At 69.5% G+C, this 21,926-nt stretch carries 17 protein-coding genes; 12 read left to right on the plus strand and 5 right to left on the minus strand.

What is annotated here, in order from left to right:
* Positions 1–277 precede the first annotated feature (277 nt).
* Entirely contained in the window at positions 278–1,351 is a 1,074-nt protein-coding gene (locus KV106_RS39450; RefSeq protein ID WP_261217891.1) for an ABC transporter ATP-binding protein, read from the minus strand.
* Between the two features lie 164 nt (positions 1,352–1,515).
* The gene (locus tag KV106_RS39455) at positions 1,516–2,547 is read right to left on the minus strand and encodes a putative 2-aminoethylphosphonate ABC transporter substrate-binding protein (protein ID WP_057593792.1); all 1,032 of its coding nucleotides are present in this window, start codon (positions 2,545–2,547) and stop codon (positions 1,516–1,518) included.
* Between the two features lie 243 nt (positions 2,548–2,790).
* Here KV106_RS39455 and KV106_RS39460 point away from each other — a divergent pair, with 243 nt between their 5' ends.
* Complete coding sequence (locus KV106_RS39460; RefSeq protein WP_261217892.1) at positions 2,791–3,357, plus strand: phosphonate degradation HD-domain oxygenase; 567 nt, start codon at positions 2,791–2,793, stop codon at positions 3,355–3,357.
* 118 nt (positions 3,358–3,475) lie between these two features.
* Positions 3,476–5,266 carry an ABC transporter ATP-binding protein/permease gene (locus KV106_RS39465; protein WP_261217893.1) on the plus strand — a complete coding sequence of 597 codons (1,791 nt, stop codon included), beginning with the start codon at positions 3,476–3,478 and terminating at the stop codon, positions 5,264–5,266.
* Here KV106_RS39465 and queC read toward each other — a convergent pair.
* Positions 5,224–5,952, minus strand: coding sequence for a 7-cyano-7-deazaguanine synthase QueC (gene queC, locus KV106_RS39470; protein ID WP_057593795.1), 729 nt, complete (start codon positions 5,950–5,952; stop codon positions 5,224–5,226). The two genes, KV106_RS39465 and queC, sit on opposite strands and share 43 nt — an antisense overlap.
* 159 nt (positions 5,953–6,111) lie before the next feature.
* On the opposite strand from queC, the gene KV106_RS39475 reads away from it, so the two are divergent.
* From KV106_RS39475 to KV106_RS39490, 4 genes are all read left to right on the plus strand, one after another.
* Positions 6,112–6,522 (plus strand): DUF2177 family protein, encoded by a 411-nt coding sequence (locus KV106_RS39475; RefSeq protein WP_208512512.1) that lies wholly within the window; start codon positions 6,112–6,114, stop codon positions 6,520–6,522.
* A 161-nt stretch (positions 6,523–6,683) separates the two neighbouring features.
* A complete protein-coding gene (locus KV106_RS39480; protein ID WP_261217897.1) occupies positions 6,684–8,153 on the plus strand; it encodes an alkaline phosphatase in 1,470 nt (489 codons plus the stop codon).
* A 31-nt stretch (positions 8,154–8,184) separates the two neighbouring features.
* Entirely contained in the window at positions 8,185–9,717 is a 1,533-nt protein-coding gene (locus KV106_RS39485) for an alkaline phosphatase (protein ID WP_172705315.1), read from the plus strand.
* A complete protein-coding gene (locus KV106_RS39490; protein ID WP_261217898.1) occupies positions 9,714–10,424 on the plus strand; it encodes a hypothetical protein in 711 nt (236 codons plus the stop codon). Before KV106_RS39485 ends, KV106_RS39490 begins: the two co-directional genes overlap by 4 nt.
* Positions 10,425–10,652: 228 nt before the next feature.
* Here the strand turns inward: KV106_RS39490 and KV106_RS39495 are convergent, their stop codons facing one another.
* Positions 10,653–11,138 carry a cyanophycin metabolism-associated DUF1854 family protein gene (locus tag KV106_RS39495; RefSeq protein WP_057593814.1) on the minus strand — a complete coding sequence of 162 codons (486 nt, stop codon included), beginning with the start codon at positions 11,136–11,138 and terminating at the stop codon, positions 10,653–10,655.
* Positions 11,138–13,417 carry a cyanophycin metabolism-associated ABC transporter gene (locus KV106_RS39500; RefSeq protein ID WP_261217899.1) on the minus strand — a complete coding sequence of 760 codons (2,280 nt, stop codon included), beginning with the start codon at positions 13,415–13,417 and terminating at the stop codon, positions 11,138–11,140. The genes KV106_RS39495 and KV106_RS39500 overlap by 1 nt, the downstream gene beginning before the upstream one ends.
* A 139-nt stretch (positions 13,418–13,556) precedes the next feature.
* Here KV106_RS39500 and KV106_RS39505 point away from each other — a divergent pair, with 139 nt between their 5' ends.
* The 6 genes from KV106_RS39505 to KV106_RS39530 all read left to right on the plus strand — a co-directional run bounded on the left by KV106_RS39505 (position 13,557) and on the right by KV106_RS39530 (position 21,631).
* Complete coding sequence (locus KV106_RS39505) at positions 13,557–15,794, plus strand: cyanophycin synthetase (protein WP_261217902.1); 2,238 nt, start codon at positions 13,557–13,559, stop codon at positions 15,792–15,794.
* 69 nt (positions 15,795–15,863) lie between these two features.
* Positions 15,864–18,431, plus strand: a complete 2,568-nt coding sequence (gene cphA, locus KV106_RS39510; RefSeq protein ID WP_057593802.1) for a cyanophycin synthetase — start codon at positions 15,864–15,866, stop codon at positions 18,429–18,431.
* A 206-nt stretch (positions 18,432–18,637) separates the two neighbouring features.
* Positions 18,638–19,036 carry a hypothetical protein gene (locus tag KV106_RS39515; RefSeq protein WP_057593804.1) on the plus strand — a complete coding sequence of 133 codons (399 nt, stop codon included), beginning with the start codon at positions 18,638–18,640 and terminating at the stop codon, positions 19,034–19,036.
* A 41-nt stretch (positions 19,037–19,077) separates the two neighbouring features.
* Positions 19,078–19,596, plus strand: a complete 519-nt coding sequence (locus KV106_RS39520) for a hypothetical protein (RefSeq protein ID WP_261217906.1) — start codon at positions 19,078–19,080, stop codon at positions 19,594–19,596.
* Positions 19,597–19,808: 212 nt separating this feature from the next.
* On the plus strand, positions 19,809–20,075 hold the full coding sequence (locus KV106_RS39525; RefSeq protein ID WP_057593807.1) for a hypothetical protein: 267 nt from the start codon (positions 19,809–19,811) through the stop codon (positions 20,073–20,075).
* Positions 20,076–20,548: 473 nt separating this feature from the next.
* Complete coding sequence (locus tag KV106_RS39530; RefSeq protein WP_261217908.1) at positions 20,549–21,631, plus strand: tartrate dehydrogenase; 1,083 nt, start codon at positions 20,549–20,551, stop codon at positions 21,629–21,631.
* The last annotated feature ends 295 nt before the right edge of the window (positions 21,632–21,926 follow it).

Consider the following 21,926-nt stretch of genomic DNA (forward strand, 5'->3'; position numbering starts at 1 on the left):
CGGGGCGCGTGCACAGGACAGCGGGTACTTCCCTCCGCGAATGTCCCCCGCCTTCGGCTCCTCCTTTATTTCGCTGCGGGAAGCACCCACTGCCCTGTGCACGGAGGCGCAGCAGTGGTGCCAGCCGGTTCAACCGACCTGCTCCAGACTCACGTCGATGGGGTACTCCCCGCAGCGAAATCAAGGAGGAGGCCGAAGGCCGGGGGACATTCGCGGAGGGGAGTACCCCGTCGGCGTGAGTCCGCCCCGAACCTTGCATCGCAAGACAACACGTCATTCAATGCGCCAGCACCGACAGCGCATGCAAAGGCAACTGGATATGCACCATGCTGCTCGGCACCAGCGGCTCGCCGCCATTGCCTTGCGCATCGGCCGGCAGCTCGGCCTCGATCTCGATGCCCAGCGGCTCGCAGGCCAGGCGCGCGGCGGTGCGGTTGCCGAAGAACTCGGTGTCGAGCAGGCGCGCCGCGAAGCTGTTGGCGCCGAGTTCGGCACCGAAGCGCTTCACCACCACATGCTCGGGACGGATGCCCACGGTGGCCTGCGAACCCACGCTGAGGTTGCCGGGGGCGCAGAACAGCTCGGCATCGCGCACGCGCACCTTGCCATCGGCCAGCACCGTGGCCGGCAGCATGTTCATGCGTCCCACGAAGCCGGCGACGAAACGCGTGCGCGGCTGGCGGTAGAGCTCGTCGGGCGTGCCGGCCTGCTCGATGCGGCCGTCGTGCATCAGCACCACGCGGTCCGCCATCGAGAGTGCCTCTTCCTGGTCGTGCGTGACCATGATGGTGACGATGCCCAGACGCTTCTGCAGCGCGCGGATCTCGGTGCGCAGGCTGGCGCGCACCTGCGCGTCGAGCGCGGACAGCGGCTCGTCGAGCAGCAGCAGGCGCGGATTGGGCGCGAGCGCGCGGGCCAGCGCCACGCGCTGCTGCTGGCCGCCAGAGAGTTGGACCGGGTACTTGTCGGCATGCGCCGCCAGGCCCACCAGGTCGAGCATCTCGCGCGAACGCTTGGCCATTTCGCGCGCCAGCGCGCCCGTGGGATGCAGGCCGTAGGCGATGTTCTGCGCCGCCGTCAGGTTGGGGAACAGTGCGTACGACTGGAACACCACGCCGAAGCCGCGCGCCGCCGGCGGCAGGCCCGCGATGTCCTGGCCGCCGAGCAGGATCTGCCCGCGGTCCGCGCGCTCGATGCCGCAAACGATGCGCAGCAAGGTCGTCTTGCCGCAGCCCGAGGGGCCGAGCAGGCAGACGAACTCGCCGGGTTCGATGTCGAGGTCGATGCCGTCGAGCACGCGGGTGGCACCGAAGGATTTTTCGATACCGCGCAGGGACAGGAAGCTGGTCATGTCAATGGTCAAGCTGAGGCAAATACGGGATCGGACTTCCGTACGCGAAGGGCGCGAAGATTTCGCAAAGAGCGCGAAAGGAATCCATGAAAGGATTTCTGCTGCATCTTTTGCGTCCTTCGCGAAACCTTCGCGTCCTCTGCGTCCGGCTGCCCGTATTCAGATCACATCGGCTTCTTTTCCGACTTCGATTCGTAGCGCTTCGACCACTCGGCCAGGATGCGGTCGCGGTTCGCGGCGGCCCAGGTGAAGTCGTTCTTGGCCAGCAGCTTCTCCACGTCGCCCGGCACGAACTCCAGCTTCTCCTGGATGCCCGGCAGCGCCAGCACCGCGAAGTTCTTCGCGTAGAGCTCGTTGGCCTGCTTCGTCACGGCCCAGTCGGCCAGCGCCTTGGCGGCTTCCTGCTTCTTGCTGGTCTTGATGATGCCGGTGGCTTCCATGTCCCAGCCCAGGCCTTCCTTGGGCAGCACGATGTCGATCGGCGCGCCGTCGCGCTTGGTCTTGTTGGCGCGGTATTCGAAGGACATGCCGAGCGCGAACTCGCCGGCGCCGGCCTGGCGGCAGGGCTTGCTGCCCGACTGGCTGTAGATGCCGATGTTCTGGTGCAGCGCGTCCATGTACTTCCAGGCCTTGTCCTCGCCCATCATCTGGATCCAGCCCGAGACCATCAGGTAGCCGGTGCCCGAGGCGGCCGGATTGGGCATCGTGATCTGGCCCTTGTAGACCGGGTTCGTGAGGTCGGCCCAGCTCGTGGGCTTGGGCAGGTTCTTCTTGGTCGCTTCGGCGGTGTTGAAGCAGATGGCCGAGGACCACACGTCCATGCCCACCCACTTGGGCGGGTTGGCCGGATCGCGCATGGTGGGCTTCACCGCGTCGAGGCCCTTGGGCGCGTAGGGCTGCAGCATGCCTTCCTTGTCGAGCAGCATCAGCGAGGTGGCGGCCAGGCCCCACACCACGTCGGCCTGCGGGTTGGCCTTCTCGGCCAGCAGCTTGGCGGTGACGATGCCGGTGGAGTCGCGCACGAACTTCAGCTCGATGGTCGGGTTCTCCTTCTCGAACGCGGCCTTGTAGGCCTGCACCTGGTCGGCCTCGAGCGCGGTGTAGACCAGCAGCTCGGTGCGGCCCTGGGCGGTGGCGGCGAAGGCCAGCGAAAGCAGGGCGGGCACGGCGGCCCAGCGAAGACAACGACGCAGCATGGTGAGATCCCTCGGGAAAGAAATGAAGCGGAAAGCGAAAGAAAAACGAAAACGCAACACGGTGGCGCAGGCCTGCCGTGGACGCGGCGATGCTGGCAGCGGCGTGTGACAGGGATTTGTCAAACGCGTGCGCCAGGGCCCGCCAAGACCCTCTTTTCGAAGCGGCCCGCGCCAGCGGTCACGGCCTTGTCATCGAGATCCGCGAACTTCGGTGTGCTGTCGCCCGCGCTTCGTTTCAGAACAATGACACTCGACCTCGCCGAGATCGCCCGCCTTTTTGCCGAACGCGGCGGCGTGGCCTATGCGGGCGAGCCCGTGTCGCAGGCCGAGCACGCGCTGCAATGCGCCTGGCTGGCCGAGCAGGCCGAGGCCGGCGATGCGCTGGTCACGGCCGCGCTGCTGCACGACCTGGGCCACATGCTGATCACCGAGCACCAGACGCTCGAGCGCTCGCCGACCGAGCTCGGCATCGACGACCGCCACCAGTACATCGCGCTGCCGCTGCTGCGCGGCGCCTTCGGGCTCGAGGTGCGCGAACCGATCCGGCTGCACGTGGATGCCAAGCGCTACCTCTGCGCGACCCGGCCCGACTACTTCGCGCGGCTCTCGCCCGATTCGGTGCGCAGCCTGCAACTGCAGGGCGGGCCGATGAACGACGCGGCCGCGCGGCGCTTCGCCGACCATCCGTGGTCGGGCGATGCGATCCGGCTGCGACTGTGGGACGAGGAGGCGAAGGTCGAAGGCCTGAAGACGCCGCCGCTCTCGCATTTCCTGGCGACCGCGGCGCGCGTGATGCTGAACACCTGGTGAGGGCAGCGCGGGCCGGTCGCATGCCGTGCCGGCATGTTTCAGCCCGGTTTAAGAAACATTTGTCTACTATGGCCTCCTCACGATGACCGGCGCGCCTGCGCCAGCGAGGAAAGCCAGCATGTCTCCCACCGTCAACGAACGCGCCCGCAGCTTCCTGCAGGTGCTGCGGCGCGTCTTCGCGCTCGCGGCGCCCTACTTCCGATCCGAGGAGAAATGGCGGGCGCGGCTCATGCTGCTGGGCATCGTCGCACTGAACCTGTTCTATGTGTACGTGGCCGTGCTGGGCAACCAGTGGTATGGCCGCTTCTACGACGCGCTGCAGAACAAGGACGCCGTGAGCTTCTGGCGCGAGGTCCGGGTCTTCGGCTGGATCGCCTTCTTCAACATCGCGGTGCAGGTGCTCAAGTTCTACGTGACGCAGCTGCTGCAGCTGCGCTGGCGCACCTGGATGACACGCGACTACCTGTCGCGCTGGATGTCCGACCGCACCTTCTATCACCTCGAGCTTGCGCGCTACGCGAACCAGAACGGCCATGCGCCCGACAACCCCGACCAGCGGATCCAGGAGGACATGCAGCTGTTCACCGACTACACGATGACGCTGTCGATGGGCCTGCTGAATGCCGTGGTCACGCTGGTGAGCTTCGTCGGCATCCTCTGGGGCCTGTCGGGCAACTTCTCCTTCTCGCTGGGCGGCAGCACCTACCAGATCGCGGGCGCCATGGTCTGGCTGGCCGTCGTCTATTGCGTGGTCGGCACGGCCATCACCCACTTCGTCGGCCGGCCGCTGATCGGCATCAACTTCCGCCAGCAGCGCTTCGAGGCCGACTTCCGCCATCACCTGGTGCGGGTGCGCGAGTACAGCGAGGCCATCGCGCTCGACAAGGGCGAGAAGGTGGAGCACGCCCAGCTCGACCTGCGCTTCGGCAGCGTCCTGCGCAACTACCTGCTGCTCATCAAGCAGCAGAAGAACCTGGTCACCTTCACCTCGTTCTTCGGCCAGGCCGCGGTGATCTTCCCGTTCCTGGTCGCCGGCCCGCGCTTCTTCGGCGGCGCCATCCAGCTGGGGCAACTGATGCAGATCGGCTCGGCCTTCGACAAGGTGCAGGGCTCGCTGAGCTGGTTCGTCGACAACTACGACCGCGTGGCGATCTGGCGCGCGACCACCGACCGCCTGACCAGCTTCGACGACGCCATGCGCGCCCATGCGGCCCAGTCCATGCCGCTGCAGCGCGAGCAGAACGCCGAGCTGCGCACCGACGATCTCGCGGTCTCGCTGCCCGACGGCACATCGCTGCTCGCCGGCGCCGCGCTGGCCGTGAAGTCCGGCGAGAGCGTGCTGCTGCAAGGCCCCTCGGGCAGCGGCAAGTCGACGCTGTTCCGCACCTTCGCGGGCATCTGGCCATTCTCGAAGGGGCGCCTGCAGGTGCCCGACAACGTCGCCTTCATGCCGCAGCGCCCCTACGTGCCCGACGGCAAGCTGCGCGATGCGCTGACCTACCCCAACCCCGCCACCGACTTCAGCGACGACCAGCTGCGCCAGGCCCTGACCGACGCCCTGCTGCCCGACCTTGCCGGCCGGCTCGACGACAGCGATGCCTGGAGCCAGAAGCTCTCGGGCGGCGAGCAGCAGCGCCTGGCGATCGCGCGCGTGCTGCTGCGCAAGCCGGCCTGGCTGTTCGCCGACGAGATCACGAGCGCGCTCGATGCCCAGGCCGAGAGCACGCTCTACCGGCGGCTGGGCGCGATGGTGCAGGCGGCGGGGGGGTCGATGGTGTCGATCGCGCACCGCGCGGCGGTGGGCGAGTTCCATGGCCAGCGCTGGACGCTGGTGCCGCAGGCTGACGGCGCGGCCGGCGGCGCGCGCTACCGGCTCGAAGCCTCGGCGGCTCCGGCGTCGGCCACGTAGCGATCCCAGCCCTTGGCGCGCAGCTCGCACGCCGGACACTCGCCGCACCCATAGCCCCAGGCCTGCCGGTGCGTGCGGTCGCCCAGGTAGCAGGTGTGAGTCTCCTCCACGATCAGGTCGACCAGGGGCTGGCCGCCGAGGCGGTGCGCGAGCTGCCAGGTCTCGGCCTTGTCGATCCACATCAGCGGCGTGTCGATCACCAGCCGGCGCTCCAGCCCCAGCGACAGCGCGAGCTGCATCGCCTTCATGGTGTCGTCGCGGCAGTCGGGGTAGCCCGAGAAGTCGGTCTCGCAGACGCCGGTGACGATCACCTGCAGCCCGCGCCGGTAGGCCAGCGCGCCGGCCAGCGTGAGGAACAGCAGGTTGCGTCCCGGCACGAAGGTGTTGGGCAGGCCGTCGGCCTGCATCTCGAACGCGACCTCCTCGGTCAGCGAGGAGCCGCCGAGCTGCGCCAGCGCCGCCAGCGTGAGCACGTGGTCCTGGCCCAGGCGTGGCGCCCAGTCGGGAAAACGCTCGCGCAGCGAGGCGAGGATGCCGGCGCGCACGTCGAGCTCGACGCGGTGGCGCTGGCCGTAGTCGAAGCCCAGGGTCTCGACGCGCTGGTACTTCGAGAGGGCATCGGCCAGGCAGGTGGTGGAGTCCTGCCCGCCGGAGAACAGGACGAGGGCGGTGGTGTGCAGGGGCATGATGGGCTCGAGGAATGAATGGCAAGGCGCATCGGTGCGCGGGAACGACGGAGCTGTAGTCCGAACGCGCGATTTTCGCAGCCCGCGCCGCCGGCGCTACCCGCGGCCCCCGGGCCTCGCTACGATGGCCGCGACACCCTACCCATCCGCACCGCCGCCATGACCACCAAACACCTCGCCGCCTGGGCCGCCACCTTCCTGGTGATGGCGCTGATCGATTCGCTCTGGCTCGGCGTGATCGCCAAGAACCTCTACCAGCAGGGGCTGGGCCACCTGATGGCCTCCGAGCCGAAACTGGGCTTCGCGGCGCTGTTCTACCTGCTGTACCCGGTGGGGCTGGTGTTCTTCGCGGTGCTGCCCGGCGCCGAGGCCGCGAGCCTCGCGCGCACCGCGCTGCTGGGCGCCCTGCTCGGCCTGTTCGCCTACGCGACCTACGACCTCACCAACCTCTCGATCATGAAGGGCTGGCCGCTGGGCCTGTCGCTGCTCGACATGGCCTGGGGCACCTTCGCGAGCGGCGTGGCGGCGACGGCGGGCGGGGCGGCGCTGCGCTGGGCGGCATCCCGCTGAAATCGCGCCGGCCGGGCATGGCGCGCTTTTTTTAACGGCGCGTCGAACTTTTCATGCCCGCGTGCATCGCGTCACGCGAGAGTCATGCGGCCTCCCTAGATTGCTTCTCCAGAAACGGCGCGCAGGAGGCGCGCCGAACGGATAACCACCAAGGGAGTCGCATGACCCGACACTTCATTGCCCCGGCGCTGCTGGGCGTTTCACTGCTGCTGTCCGCCTGCGGCGGCAGCGACAGCCACGGCGGCCTGCTGCCGCTGATTCCACCCACCACCAACCCGCCGGCGGCGGAAGCGCCGAAGAACATCCTGTTCTTCCTCGGCGACGGCATGGGCATCACCACGCTGACCGCCGCGCGCATCTACAAGGTCGGCGAGGACGGCGACCTCACGATCGACACGCTGCCCGAGACGGCCTTCGTCCACACCTATTCGAACGACGCCCAGGTGACCGACAGCGCGCCCTCGATGTCGGCCTACATGACCGGCGTGAAGATGAACAACGAAGTCATCTCGATGAGCCCCGACACCCAGGCCACCGATGCCGCGGGCAAGGCCTACCACACCAGCTTCGACAGCACCTGCCCCCCGAGCAACGGCCGCGCGGTGGAAACGCTGCTCGAGCAGAGCAAGGCGCGCGGCTACGCGACCGGCGTGGTGACCACCACGCGCATCACGCACGCCACGCCCGCGGCCACCTACGCGCACGTGTGCCACCGCGACGCCGAGAACACCATCGCCGCCGCGCTGGTGCCCGGCGGCGCCGGCTACAACACCAGGCTGGGCGACGGCGTCGACGTCGTCTTCGGCGGCGGCACCGACTACTTCACGCCCAAGGAAGACGGCGGCAAGCGCAACGACAAGCGCAACCTGATCGCCGAACTGAAGAGCGCGAAGTACGGCTTCGCCGCCAGCAAGGCCGAGTTCGACAAGCTGCCGGCCGACGGCACGACCAAGATCGCCGGCCTGTTCACCAAGAGCCACATGGCCTACGACCTGGACCGCGACGCCGGCAAGGAACCGAGCCTGGCCGAGATGACCGGCAAGGCCATCGACGCGCTGGCCGCGCGCAGGAAGGGCTTCTTCCTGATGGTGGAAGGCGGTCGCATCGACCATGCGCTGCACGCCACCAATGCGCGCCGCGCGCTGCAGGACACGGGCGCCTTCGACGACGCCATCAAGCTCGCGCTCGACAAGATGAAGGCCATCGACCCGGGCCTGAAGAACACGCTGGTGGTGGTCACGGCCGACCACGACCACACGCTGCAGCTCAACGGCTATGCCGCGCGCACCGGCAAGACCGAGGCCGGCAAGCCGGGCGTGCTCGGCCTGGTGAAGGACTACGTCGACACCAGCAAGACCAGCAAGGACGTGGACGGCAACCCGTACACCATCATCGGTTTCGGCAACGGCCCGCGCCGCCTGTCCTCGCGCGGCCCGATCGGCGACGCCGAGCTCGAAGGCAAGGACTACAAGCAGGAAGCCGTGGTGCCGATGGACGCGGCCAGCGACTCCGAGACGCATGGCGGCGCCGACGTGTTCCTCGGCGCGCAGGGCCTGGGCGCGGAGAACTTCTCCGGCGTGATCACCAACACGGACGTGTTCGGCCTGATCCGGAAGGCGGTCGGCCTCTGAGGCACGCACCGCAGCCACCGACCCCATCACCATGAGCACGACCATGAACCGCATCACCCGCAACACCCGCCTGGCCGCCGCGATCCTGTGCGCCGCCGCCGGCACCCTGGCCGGCAGCGCGCACGCCGCCGGCGAAGCCAGGAACGTCATCTTCTTCCTCGGCGACGGCATGGGCCCGGTCACCGTGACGGCCGCGCGCATCTACAAGGGCGAGAAGCAGCTCGCGGCCAGGCCCGGCTCGCTCGCGAGCCCGGAGCGCGCCCACCTCGTCATGCAGTCGCTGCCCTTCGCGGCGCGCGTGAAGACCTTCTCGCTCGACGGCCAGACCACCGACAGCGCGCCCTCGATGGCCGCCTACATGACCGGCGTGAAGATGCGCAACGAGGTGATCTCGATGTCGAGCGACACCACCGCCGTCGACGGCACGGGCACCCAGTACATCAACGGCGAGAACACCACCTGCCCGCCGACCAACGGCAAGGCGGTGGACACGCTGCTCGAGCTCGCCAAGGCCAAGGGCCGCGCGGTGGGCGCGGTGTCGACCACGCGCGTGGGCCACGCCACGCCGGCCACCACCTACGCCCACATCTGCAACCGCAACGGCTACAACACCATCGCCGAGCAGAGCACGCCGGGCCATGCCAACTACAACCCCAAGCTGCTCGACGGCATCGACGTGCTGATGGGCGGCGGCCAGCGCAACTACCTGCCGAAGTCGCTCAACCCGAGCAGCAAGCGCACCGACAACGTGGACCTGGTGGCCGCGATGCAGGCCAAGGGCTACGCCTATGTCGACACCGGCACCAAGCTGCGCGCCGTCGACACCGCCGCCACCGGCAAGCTGCTGGGCCTGTTCTCGCAGAGCGAGATGGCCTACGAGCTCGACCGCGTGAAGCAGAACCTCGACCAGCCGAGCCTCTCGGAGATGACCGAGAAGGCGCTGGGCGTGCTCAGCCGCAACGACAAGGGCTTCTTCCTGATGGTGGAGGGCGGGCGCATCGACCATGCGCTGCACGGCACCAACGCCAAGCGCGCGCTGGAAGACACGCTGGCCTTCGACGCCGCGATCCAGACCGCGCTCGACTACATGAACAGGAAGGACCCGGGCCTGAAGAACACGCTGGTGGTGGTCACGGCCGACCACGACCATGCGATCGCCTTCAACGGCTATCCGAAGATCGGCAACCCGATCCTCGGCAAGGTCAACGGCTACGCCGACGGCAAGCCCTCGAAGGCGGCCGACGGCAAGCCCTACACCACGCTGGTGTTCGGCAACGGCGGCCGGCCCAACGCGAGCGCGGGCAGCCAGGTCAACCCGGAAGACGGCAACAAGCCGTGGATCGCGCCGGCGCGCGCGCCGAACCGCGACGACCAGAGCGCGATGAACACCGAGGACGACAACTTCCTGCAGGAGGTCGGCATCAACCTCGGCGCGCCCGGCTCCGAAACCCATGGCGGCGGCGACGTGATGCTGTTCGCCGGCGGCGCGGGCTCGAAGATCTTCAAGGGCACCCTCGAGAACATCAAGGTGTTCGACAAGGTCCGGCAGGCGGCGGGCCTGTGACGGCGGCCGCGAAGCTCCAGGCGTTGCTGGCTGCAACGGTCCTCGCGGCCGTCCCGCTGGCGGCGGGTGCCGCGGGCGACGCCCAGGCACCCGACCAGAACCTGCGCATCCAGCACCACGTGCTGTCGATCGGCAAGGACGGCGTGCAGCGCGAGAGCCGCTACGCCGACCGCATGTTCCGCCGCGCCGGCACGGTGTGGATCGAACGCGAGCTGCCGGCCGCGCTGCGCGCCGACCACGAGCACGAGGCCCGCGACACCAAGGTGCACATCGGCCATGCGCATGCCGACAACACGGCCGCGCCGCTGTGGCTGCGCCGCGATGCCAGCGGCAAGGTGGAGGTCGGCATGGTGCTGCGCGCGCAGCGCAAGCTGATCGAGGTCGATGCGGCCAACTACGGCAACGTCGGCTACGGCGGCTCGTGGGCGCCTGCCTACTGGCTGGTCGACCCGGCGGTGCTGCCGCGCATGAAGTCCCTGGGCGCCGCGGGCCCGGGCGTGCAGCGCTACGAGCAGCAGCAGGGCGAGAGCACGGTGCGCATCGACTGGGACGTGGCCGGCCGCTATGCGCGCAGGATCGAACAGCGCAACGCGCACGGCACCTCGCTCAACACGATGACCGCCATGCCGATCGCGGCGCCGAAGACGCGGCCCTGGCAGGCGGTCGAGGCCTACGAGCGCGGCGACTATTCGGATTTGCTGGACTGAAGGGTCGGCTGGAAAGCGGGATCGGGCAGCCGGACGCAGAGGACGCGAAGGTTTCGCGAAGGACGCGAAAGAACAGCCTTGAAGGTGTGGGTCGCGCTCGTGCGCAAGCACTGCCCCGTAGCGAGACCGAAAGTGCCGCAGCGTTAGCCCAGCAGCAGCCCACTTCATTGGGTATTCCTTTCGCGTCCTTCGCGAAACCTTCGCGTCCTCTGCGTCCGGTTCCCGAATTCAGAGAAAGCGCTCCAGCAACTTTCTAGACCCCCGGTCGAGCGCCTTCACGTCGGCAATGCGGAACTGCACCCCATGCGCGCTCGCGATCAGCAGCGCGCCATGCTCGAGCCGGCGGATGTCCTCCTCGGCCTTGAGCACGAAGCGGGTGTCGCCGCGGTCGGTGCTCACGGTCCAGGTGCTGGGCACGCCGAAGCTCGACACGGCGTGCAGCTTGAGCAGCGTGGGCGCGAAGTCGCGCACCGCGAGTTCTTCCTCGAGCAGCGCGCGCGCCGCGGACGGCAGCTGATCGACGCGGTCGATCCACACCAGTTCGCGGCCCTCGCCGCCGACCAGCGAGATGCCCTCGCCCGGCGCGCTGAGCGGAAAGGCCCGCACCGCGGAAATGCCCACGTGCCGCTGGCCCTGCGCATCGGTCAGCACCAGCCGGCCGAAGGCATCGCGCTCGAGCCCGAAGTCGGGCGGGGTGATCGTCGTCGTTTCCATCATGCCTCTCCCGCCGGGTGCGCCGCATGGCTCACCGGGATGCCCTGCGCGCCCACGCGCTCGTTGGCCGCGCCTTCGCTGGCGTCGTCGTCGCCCTGACGCAGCTGCGCCTGGTAGAGACGCCAGTAGGCGCCCTGCTTCGCCATGAGTGCGTCGTGCGGGCCGACCTCGACGATCTCGCCGCGGTCCATCACCACCAGGCGGTCGGCCTTGCGCAGGGTCGAGAGCCGGTGCGCGATCGCGATCGTGGTGCGGCCCTGCACGAGGTTGTCGAGCGCCTTCTGGATCTCCTTCTCGGTCTCGGTGTCGACCGCCGAGGTGGCCTCGTCGAGGATCAGGATGCGCGGGTCGATCAAGAGCGCGCGCGCGATGCTGATGCGCTGGCGCTCGCCGCCCGACAGGCCCTGGCCGCGCTCGCCCACCAGCGAGTCGTAGCCATGCGGCAGCCGCAGGATGAAGTCGTGCGCATGGGCGGCGCGCGCCGCGGCCACGATCTCCTCGCGCGTGGCGTCGGGCTTGCCGTAGGCGATGTTCTGCGCGATGGTGCCGAAGAACAGGAAGGGCTCCTGCAGCACCAGCCCGACGTGGCGCCGGTAGTCGGCCACGGCGAAGCGGCGGATGTCGGTGCCGTCGACCTCGATCGCACCCTCGGTCGCGTCGTAGAAGCGGCAGATCAGGTTGACCAGCGTGCTCTTGCCCGAGCCGCTGTGGCCCACCAGGCCGATCATCTCGCCGGGCTCGATGCGCAGGTCGAGGTCGTGGATGACGGCGCGCGAGCCGTAGCGGAAGCCCAGCCCGCGCATCGCGATCGCGCCCTGCACCCGCTCCACCTTCACCGGGTTCGTGGGCTCGGGCACGTTGCTCACGTGGTCGAGGATGTCGAAGATGCGCTTGGCGCCGGCGGCCGCCTTCTGCGTCACCGAGACGATGCGGCTCATCGAGTCCATGCGCGTGTAGAAGCGGCCGATGTAGGCGATGAAGGCGGTCAGCACGCCCACCGTGATGCTGCCGCGCGCCACCTGCCAGATGCCGAAGGCCCAGACCACCAGCAGGCCGATCTCGGTCAGCAGCGACACCGTGGGCGTGAACACCGACCAGGTGCGGTTGAGCTTGTCGTTGACCTGCAGGTTGTAGGCATTGGCGGCGCGGAAGCGCTCGGCCTCGCGGCGCTCCTGCGCGAAGGCCTTGACCACGCGGATGCCGGGGATGGTGTCGGCCAGCACGTTGGTGACCTCGGACCAGACGCGGTCGATCTTCTCGAAGCCGGTGCGCAGCCGGTCGCGCACCACGTGGATCATCCAGGCGATGAAGGGCAGCGGCACCAGCGTGACCACGGCCAGCAGCGGATTGATCGAGATCAGGATCGCCGCCGTCATGACGATCATCAGCACGTCGTTGGCGAAATCGAGCGCGTGCAACGAGAGGAAAACGTTGATGCGGTCGGTTTCGGAGCCGATGCGCGCCATCAGGTCGCCGGTGCGCTTGCCGCCGAAGTAGTCGAGCGGCAACGTGAGCAGGTGCTCGTAGGTGGTGGTGCGCAGGTCGGCGCCGATGCGCTCGGACACCAGCGCCAGCAGGTAGGTGCGCGCCCAGCCCAGGCCCCAGCCGACCAGCGCCGCGCCGAGCAGCCCGCTCAGGTAGAGGCCCACGCGCATCGGATCGATCTTCTGCCCGTTCTGGAACGGGATCAGGATGTCGTCCATCAGCGGGATCGTGAGGTAGGGCGGCACCAGGGTGGCGGCCGTGGACAGCACCGTGAGGAAGAAGCCGGCGATCAGCTGCTTGCGGTAGGGCCGGGCGAAGCGGCCCAGCCGCAGCAGCACCCAGGTCGAGGGCGGGGTCTGGAGCTCGGTGTCGACCTCGTCGCCGTCGGCCTCGGGTGTCGCGCGCGCGACACCCGCCGCGTTGGCGCGCTGGCCGAACAGCCGCAGCAGGCGCAGCGCGGCGACCTGCTGGGCCAGGGTGTAGCGCCAGCGCACCAGCCGCCCGCGCCCGTCGACGAGATCGAGCAGGCCGACCCCGGACTGGTCGCTCAGCTGCAGTTCGAGCGCCGGGTCGGCGAGCGACCACTCACGCCACACGCCTTTGCCGCCGGGGTCCAGCGCCAGCAGCCGGCGATCTGTGAGCGCCACCAGGCCAAAACCGAAACGAAGTTCTTCATCGAGGTCAACCGACAGTGTTGCCAGAACGTTTTCCGCGACTGCGAGCCGGCTTTTCAGAGCTTCTGAAACCGCTTCGTTTTCGCCCTCCTGGGTGCCGACTGGATCGTGATGTTGCATTGTGTTTCTTTGACTCTTGCCCGTCGCGGCCCGTTGGGACCGCGCCATGACGCCCTTCGCGGGGCGCCGATTCTGACCGATCGCCATGGGCGCGCTTGAAGGCGCCGCGGTGCTCGGCCAAAGCACATCGAACGTTTGCATGACCCGTTTCGACGACATTCGCCTGCTGCGCATCAACTATTTGCGCGGCCCGAGCATCTGGACCTACCGCCCGGTGCTCGAAGTCTGGCTGGACCTCGGCCGGCTCGAGGAATTCCCCTCCAACAAGATCGAAGGCTTCGGCGACCGGCTGACGACCCTGCTGCCGGCGCTGATCGAGCACCACTGCGGCGTCGGCGAGCGCGGCGGCTTCATCCAGCGGCTGCGCGAAGGCACCTGGTCGGGCCACGTGCTCGAGCACGTGGTGATCGAGCTCTTGAACCTGGCCGGCATGGCCACCGGTTTCGGCCAGACCCGCGAGACCTCGGTCTCGGGCACCTACCGCATGGTGTTCCGCTCGCGTGACGAGCAGGTGGCGCGGGTGGCGCTGGCCGAGGGCCACCGCATCATGATGGCCGCGATCAACGACGACCCGATCGGCCCGGCCGACGTGCAGGCCGCGATCGAGGCGATCAAGTCGAAGGTCGACGACTGCTACCTCGGCCCGAGCACCGAGGCGATCGTGAATGCCGCGATCGACCGCGACATCCCCTACATGCGCCTGAACAGCGGCAACCTGGTCCAGATGGGCTACGGCGCCAACCAGCAGCGCATCTGGACCGCCGAGACCGACTACACCAGCGCCATCGGCGAATCGATCGCCAGCGACAAGGTGCTGACCAAGTCGCTGCTCGCGGGCTGCGGCATCCCGGTGCCCGGCGGCCAGGCGGTCGCCAGCCCGGCCGAGGCCTGGGAAGTGGCCGAGGACATGGGCGTGCCGGTGGTGGTCAAGCCCTCCGACGGCAACCACGGCCGCGGCGTGATCCTGGACCTGACCAAGCGCGAGGACATCGAGGCCGCCTTCTCCGTGGCCGAGCGCCACGGCAGCGAAGTGCTGGTCGAGCGCTACATCCGCGGCGAGGAGCACCGCGTGCTGGTCGTCGGCGGCCGCATGGTGGCGGCCGCGCGCGGCGAGACCGTCTGGGTCACGGGCGACGGCAAGTCGAACTGCAGCGAACTCATCGACCTGCAGATCAACAGCGACCCGCGCCGCGGCGACACGGAAGACTTCCCGCTGTCCTTCCTGGGCGCGCGCGACGGCGCGATCCTGTCGGACCTGCGCCGCCAGGGCCTGGAGCCCGAGTCGGTGCCCGAGGCCGGCCGCCGCGTGCTGATCCAGCGCAACGGCAACGTCGCGATCGACTGCACCGACAGCGTCCATCCCGAGGTCGCGCACATGGTCGAGCTGGCCGCGCGCGTGGTCGGCCTGGACATCGCGGGCATCGACCTGGTGTGCGAGGACATCTCCAAGCCGCTCGGCCCGCAGGGCGGCGCCATCGTCGAAGTCAACGCCGGCCCCGGCCTGCTGATGCACCTGAAGCCGGCCGTCGGTTCGCCGCGCCCGGTGGGCCGCGCGATCTGCGACCACCTGTTCCCCGACGACTCGCAAGGCCGCATCCCCGTGGTGGGCGTGGCCGGTTCGCGCGACAACGCGGTGATCGCCCGCCTGGTGGCCTGGCTGGTCGGCCTCGGCGGCCGCCACACCGGCCTGGCCTGCCGCGACGGCCTGTTCCTCGAGCGCCGCCGCGTCGACGCGCGCGACAGCGCCAACTGGGAAGCCGGCCACCGCCTGCTGATGAACCGCCAGGTGCAGGCCGTGGTGATCGAGAACGGCGCGCGCACCATCCTGCAGGACGGCCTGCCCTACGACCGCTGCGAGGTCGGCATCGTGACCGACCTCGGCGGCTTCGAGCAGCTGGGCGACTTCGACATCCGCGAGAGCGACCACATGGTCAAGGTGCTGCGCACCCAGGTCGACGTGGTGCTGCCCGAGGGCACCGCGGTGCTCAACGCCGACGACGAACGCGTAGCCGGCCTGGCGCCGCTGTGCGACGGCGCCGTGATCCTCTACAGCGTGGACGCGCAGGCCGCGTCGCTGACGGCCCACCAGGCCGCCGGCGGCAAGGCGGTGCTGATCCGCCAGGACCGCGTGGTGCTGGCCAACGGCACCAGCGAGTCGTTCCTGCCGGGCCTGGGCCGCCTCACCGTTTGGCGCGCCACCCATGCCGGCGTCAGCCTCGAGAGCCTGCTGGCCGCCGTGGCCGCGGCCTGGGCGCTGGGCATTCCGCTCAACCTCATCGGCGCGGGCATCGAGGCCTTCGAGGCCGACCTGCAGGCGGCACTGGCCTCGCTGCAGCTCTCGCAGAGCCAGCCCTCGCCCCAGCTCCAGCTCGCCTGATCCACCCGGTTCCTCCGCGCATCCGCGCGGGGGCACCCGCCGATACCCCCTGAAGAACCGCGCCGCCCCATGAAAGTCACCCGCACCCGCGCCCTTCGCGGCCCCAACCTCTGGAGCCGCCACACCGCCATCGAGGCGGTCGTTGCCTGCGAAGGCGACGAGAACGCCATCGGCCGGCTGGCCGGCTTCGAGGACCGCCTGCGCGCGGCCTTCCCGACCATCGGCGAGCTGCACCCGATGGTGCTGGGCCAGCCGCTGGCGCTGGCCCACGTGCTGGAGAACGCGGCCGTGGCGCTGCAGGCCCAGGCCGGCTGCGCGGTCAACTTCGGCCACACCTCGCCCACGCTGGAAGAGGGCGTCTACCAGGTGGTCGTGCAATACACCGAGGAGGCCGTGGGCCGCCGCGCGCTCGAGCTGGCCGAGGCGCTGATCGCCGCGGCGCAGAACGGCACCGCCTTCGACGCCACCGCCGCCATCACCGAGCTGCGCGACCTCGACGAATCGGAACGCCTGGGCCCGAGCACCGGCTCCATCGTCGATGCCGCCGTCGCGCGCGGCATCCCCTACCGCCGCCTCACCACCGGCAGCCTGGTGCAGTTCGGCTGGGGCTCGAAGCAGCGCCGCATCCAGGCCGCCGAGGTCGACAGCACCAGTGGCGTGGCCGAGTCGATCGCGCAGGACAAGGAGCTCACCAAGCAGCTGCTCAACGCCGCCGGCGTGCCGGTGCCGCTGGGCCGCCCGGTGGCCGACATGGACGACGCCTGGGCCGCCGCGCAGGAGATCGGCATGCCCGTGGTGGTGAAGCCGCAGGACGGCAACCAGGGCAAGGGCGTGACCGTCAACATCACGACGCGCGAGCAGCTCGACGCCGCCTACAAGGCCGCCGACGCCTACGGCGAGGTGATGGTCGAGAAATTCCTGCCGGGCTTCGACTTCCGCCTGCTGGTGGTGGGCGACCGCCTGGTGGCCGCCTCGCGCCGTGATCCGCCGCACGTGATCGGCGACGGCAGCGCCACCGTGCGCCAGCTGGTCGACACGGTCAACCTCGATCCGCGCCGCGGCGAGGGCCATGCCACCTCGCTGACCAAGATCCGCCTCGACGACATCGCCGTCGGCCGGCTCGAGGCGCAGGGCCTCACGCCTGAGAGCGTGCCCGCGCTGGGCCAGCGCGTGGTGCTGCGCAACAACGCCAACCTCTCGACCGGCGGCACCGCCACCGACGTGACCGACACCGTGCACCCCGAGGTGGCGGCGCGCGCGGTCGACGCGGCGCAGATGGTCGGCCTGCACATCTGCGGCGTCGACGTGGTCTGCGAGAGCGTGCTGCGCCCGCTCGAAGAGCAGCACGGCGGCATCGTCGAGGTCAATGCCGCACCGGGCCTGCGCATGCACATCTCGCCCTCGTTCGGCCGCGGCCGCGCGGTCGGCGAGGCGGTGGTCGATGCGCTGTTCGCCCATGGCGACGACGGCCGCATCCCGGTGATCGCGGTCACCGGCACCAACGGCAAGACCACCACCACGCGGCTGATCAACCACATCGTCGCCTCCAGCGGCCTGCGCACCGGCATGACGAACACCGACGGCGTGTACGTCGACGGCCGCCAGACCGACAGCGGCGACTGCAGCGGCCCGAAGAGCGCGCGCAACGTGCTGCTGCATCCCGACGTGGACGCGGCCGTGTTCGAGGTCGCGCGCGGCGGCGTGCTGCGCGAGGGCCTGGGCTTCGACCGCTGCTCGGTGGCCGTGGTCACCAACATCGGCAGCGGCGACCACCTGGGCCTGAACTACATCACCACCGTCGAGGACCTCGCGGTGCTCAAGCGCGTGGTGGTGCGCAACGTGGCGCCCGGCGGCTACGCCGTGCTCAACGCGGCCGACCCCAACGTCGCCGCGATGGCCACCAACTGCCCGGGCGAGGTGATCTTCTTCGCGGCCGACCGCCAGCATCCGGTGATGGCCACGCACCGCGCGCAGGGCAAGCGCACCGTCTACGTCGACCAGGACACGGTGGTGGCGGCCGAAGGCTCGTGGCGCGAACGCATCGCGCTGCGCGACGTGCCGATCACGCGCGGCGGCAGCATCGGCTTCCAGGTCGACAACGTGATGGCCGCCGTGGCCGCGGCCTGGGCCGTGGGCCTGGACTGGGACACCATCCGCAGCGGCCTCGCGAGCTTCCTCAACGACGCCGCCGGCGTGCCCGGCCGCTTCAACGTGATGGACTACCGCGGCGCCACCGTGATCGCCGACTACGGCCACAACACCGACGCCATGCGCGCGCTGGTCTCGGCCGTGGACACCATGCCCGCGAAGAAGCGCTCGGTGGTCATCAGCGGCGCGGGCGACCGGCGCGATTCCGACATCCGCGACCAGACCGCGATCCTGGGCCAGGCCTTCGACGACGTGATCCTCTACCAGGACGCGGCCCAGCGCGGCCGCGCCGACGGCGAGGTGATGGGCCTGCTGCGCCAGGGCCTGCAGGGCGCGACCCGCACGCGCCAGATCGACGAGATCCGCGGCGAATTCATCGCCATCGACGCCGCGCTGGCCCGGCTGCAGCCCGGCGACCTCTCGCTGATCCTGGTCGACCAGGTCGACGAAGCGCTCGCTCACCTCGCGAAGCGCATCGCCGAGGGCTGAGCCCTCGGCCTGCGGGATTCGTCCCACACGCGGGGGCGCGTCCCGCCGGGTCCGCAATCTGTGCCGTCCCACAGGCCGCGCGCGCCGCGCGGCCGGACACTGGGCCTCCAGTCGCGCACTGCCTCGCTCTCGAGGAAGTCGCGTCCTTTCCAGGAGGCCCGATGACCCCAACGATTCACGCGGTAACGATCCCGTCCCGCCGGCCGATGCGGCCGCTGCGCTCCCTTCGCATCCTCGCGCTCGCCGCCGGGCTGGTCGCGCTCGGCGCCCATGCCCAGGCGCCCGGTTCCGACGCCCGCATGCAGAAGGAGCGCGCCACCTGCGACGGCGTGCAGCAGGACCGCGCGGCTTGCCTGCGCGAAGCCGGCGCGGCGCGGCAGGAGGCCGGCCGCAACGGCCTGACCAGCGCCAGTCCCGGCGGCTACGACGCCAACGCGCTCGCGCGCTGCCGCGAGCAGCCGGTGGCCGATCGCGCCGACTGCGAAGCGCGCATCCGCGGCAGCGCGGGCGCCGGCCGCACCACCACCGAAGGCAGCGTGATGGGCGGCGGCGTGATCCGCGAGACCGTGACACCGCTGCCCGCGCAGCCGGCACCGGCGCGCTGAACCCTTCACCCGTTCCATCGGCTCATTTCGAGGAGCACACCATGACCCACCGTCTTCTTTTCACCCGCGGCGCCATCGCCGCCCTCGTGGCGCTCGGCGCCCTGGCCAGCGCGGGCACCGCCAGCGCGCAATCGCGCCGTGGCGACGCCACCTACGAACGCGAGCTGGCCGTCTGCGGCCACAACCAGCAGGACCGCGCGGCCTGCATCCGCGAAGCCGGCGCGGCACGCCAGGAAGCGGCGCGCGGCGGCCTCACGAGCGCGCCCGACTACCGCCGCAACGCGCTGCAACGCTGCGCGCTGCAGCCGCCGGGCGATCGCGCCGACTGCGAGGCCCGCGTGCTCGGTGGCGAGGGCAACACCCGCGCCGCGGTCGACGGCAGCGTGATGGGCGGCGGCGTGATCCGCGAGTCGGTCACCACGGTCGTGATGCCGGCGCCCGCGCCCTACCCGGTGGCACCGCCCGCGCCGATGATGCGCGCGCCCGAGCCCGTGATGGTGCCGCCGGCCGCCTATCCGGCCGCGCCGATGCCCTACCCGGCACCGCAGCCGATCCGCTGATCGCCATCGGCATCCGCCACGAGGCGCCCTTCGGGGCGCCTTTTTCATGCGAAAAACCGCCTCGACGCCCCGAAATCCGGGTGTTTTCCCTCTTGGCGAGGTCTTGCAGGACTGCAAATCGATGCCCCGCAATGTCACAGAATTGTCATAAAAGCCCTGGGGGCTGCTAGCTATAGTTCTCGGCTCCTGCCTTACCGAGAAACTTTCCACCCATGAATGCCATCAAGGTCGCTCGCCGATTCATCGAAACGGACCCGGCCAACGAATCGGCCAAGATCCTCGCCCAGCTCGTGCTGGCCCTCGAATCCGAACGCAGCTTCGAACTTGTCACGCTCTACAGCCTCGACTACAAGAGCTTCCAGCTGGCGATGGACATCCTCAAGGAGTGGCGCCTCGACCGCTACTACGCCAGCAAGTCCAAGCTGTTCGATCTGTCGCTGCAGGTCAGCGAGCTCGACACCAAGAGCAGCAGCAACTGAGATCCGACGGTCCCGCGCCTTTTTCGTTTTCCTCGCTCCCGCTCCCCGCCTCTCCCCTTCCCCCGATTCCCCCTCGCGTTCGACGCGACCGCTGCACCGTCGCAGCCGGCCGATCCGCTTCCCTTCCGCTTCCTGAACCCGCGCCACGCGACGCGCCTGCCTTTGCGCGGGCGCGCGGCGGGAGCGCGGGCGGCCGCGGCGCTGGCACGCGCGCGTGTCGTGCCCATGTCCAGCGGTCGCCGATGCGGCCTCCAGCCTTCCAAATATTCGAAGACTGATCGCTGAAACGAACCCGGTCTTTCAGCAGCCTCCCTGGAAAGACCTGCCTCGGCCCCTTCCAATATTGGCAAGCCGGCGTACGTGCCATTCCCGATCCCGCCCCGCCGATCCAGTCCTAGACTCCGACGCGGCAGGCGCGCGCCCCGCATGACGGGCGCCCCGCGCCCTCCCTCATCAACCGGGTACTGGATCAAATGCAAGCAAAACACAGGATCGCCGTCATTCCCGGCGACGGCATCGGCGTCGAGGTGATGCCCGAGGGCCTTCGCGTGCTGGATGCCGTGGGCCGCCGCTTCGGCATCGATTTCTCGTTCGACCATTTCGACTGGGGTTCGGACCACTACGTGCGCACCGGCCTGATGATGCCGGCCGACTGGGACGGCAAGATCCAGGGCCACGACGCGATCTACTTCGGCGCGGTGGGCGCGCCCGACAAGGTGCCCGACCACATCGCGGTGTGGGGCCTCCTGATCAAGATCCGCCGCGAGTTCGACCAGTACGTGAACTTGCGCCCGGTGCGCCTGATGCCCGGCGTGCCCGGCCCGCTGGCGCACCGCCAGCCCGGCGACATCGACTTCCTGGTGGTGCGCGAGAACACCGAGGGCGAATACACCTCGGTCGGCGGTCGCCTGTTCGAGGGCACGCCGCGCGAGATGGCGATCCAGGAAGCGGTGTTCACGCGCACCGGCGTGGACCGGATCATCGACTACGCATTCCAGCTGGCGAGCCGCCGCAAGCGCAAGAACCTGGTGGCCGCGACCAAGTCCAACGGGATCTCGATCACGATGCCCTACTGGGACGAGCGCCTGGCCGAGATCGCGAAGCGCTACCCCGACGTGGCGACGAGCAAGTACCACATCGACATCCTGTGCGCGCACTTCGTGCAGCACCCCGACTGGTTCGACGTGGTGGTGGCCTCCAACCTGTTCGGCGACATCCTGTCGGACCTGGGTCCGGCCTGCACCGGCACCATCGGCATCGCGCCCTCGGGCAACCTCAACCCCGAGCGCAAGTTCCCCTCGCTGTTCGAACCCGTGCACGGCTCGGCCCCCGACATCGCGGGCAAGGGCATCGCCAACCCCATCGGCCAGATCTGGTCGGCCGCGCTGATGCTCGACCACCTCGGCGGCGACAACCCGGTCTACGCCGAAGCCTCGGCCGCCGTGCTCTCGGCGATCGAGACCGTGCTCAGCGAAGGTCCGCGCACCCGCGACATGGGTGGCAACGCCAACACCGTCGACGTGGGGCGTGCGATCGCCGAGTGCATCTCGGCATGAGTTCTCGCGCCTGCCGTACGGTTCGTCGTGCCTTGGATGAGGTGCGTGGGTCGGGGCGGGCGCGCTCCGACGGCGTGATCGGCCGGCACCACTGCAGCGCCTCCGTGCACAGGGCAGTGGGTGCTTCCCGCAGCGAAATAAAGGAGGAGCCGAAGGCGGGGGACATTCGCGGAGGGAAGTACCCGCTGTCCTGTGCACGCGCCCCGGACAAAAGCACCCCGAACAGAAACAAACACGCAAAGCGATGAGCCTCTTCTTAATCAAGCGCCTTGCCACGCTGATCGGCACGCTGATC

It is taken from the genome of Variovorax endophyticus, from assembly GCF_025376855.1.
Taxonomy (GTDB): Bacteria; Pseudomonadota; Gammaproteobacteria; order Burkholderiales; family Burkholderiaceae_C; genus Variovorax.

Coding starts and splice junctions, on each gene's coding strand:
- KV106_RS39500 (WP_261217899.1), bottom strand. CDS start 13,417: ATGCAACATCACGATCCAGTCGGCACCCAGGAGGGCGAAAACGAAGCG.
- KV106_RS39460 (WP_261217892.1), top strand. CDS start 2,791: ATGACACTCGACCTCGCCGAGATCGCCCGCCTTTTTGCCGAACGCGGC.
- KV106_RS39480 (WP_261217897.1), top strand. CDS start 6,684: ATGACCCGACACTTCATTGCCCCGGCGCTGCTGGGCGTTTCACTGCTG.
- KV106_RS39505 (WP_261217902.1), top strand. CDS start 13,557: ATGACCCGTTTCGACGACATTCGCCTGCTGCGCATCAACTATTTGCGC.
- KV106_RS39485 (WP_172705315.1), top strand. CDS start 8,185: ATGAGCACGACCATGAACCGCATCACCCGCAACACCCGCCTGGCCGCC.
- queC (WP_057593795.1), bottom strand. CDS start 5,952: ATGCCCCTGCACACCACCGCCCTCGTCCTGTTCTCCGGCGGGCAGGAC.
- KV106_RS39450 (WP_261217891.1), bottom strand. CDS start 1,351: ATGACCAGCTTCCTGTCCCTGCGCGGTATCGAAAAATCCTTCGGTGCC.
- KV106_RS39495 (WP_057593814.1), bottom strand. CDS start 11,138: ATGGAAACGACGACGATCACCCCGCCCGACTTCGGGCTCGAGCGCGAT.
- cphA (WP_057593802.1), top strand. CDS start 15,864: ATGAAAGTCACCCGCACCCGCGCCCTTCGCGGCCCCAACCTCTGGAGC.
- KV106_RS39465 (WP_261217893.1), top strand. CDS start 3,476: ATGTCTCCCACCGTCAACGAACGCGCCCGCAGCTTCCTGCAGGTGCTG.
- KV106_RS39515 (WP_057593804.1), top strand. CDS start 18,638: ATGCGGCCGCTGCGCTCCCTTCGCATCCTCGCGCTCGCCGCCGGGCTG.
- KV106_RS39530 (WP_261217908.1), top strand. CDS start 20,549: ATGCAAGCAAAACACAGGATCGCCGTCATTCCCGGCGACGGCATCGGC.
- KV106_RS39455 (WP_057593792.1), bottom strand. CDS start 2,547: ATGCTGCGTCGTTGTCTTCGCTGGGCCGCCGTGCCCGCCCTGCTTTCG.
- KV106_RS39475 (WP_208512512.1), top strand. CDS start 6,112: ATGACCACCAAACACCTCGCCGCCTGGGCCGCCACCTTCCTGGTGATG.
- KV106_RS39520 (WP_261217906.1), top strand. CDS start 19,078: ATGACCCACCGTCTTCTTTTCACCCGCGGCGCCATCGCCGCCCTCGTG.
- KV106_RS39525 (WP_057593807.1), top strand. CDS start 19,809: ATGAATGCCATCAAGGTCGCTCGCCGATTCATCGAAACGGACCCGGCC.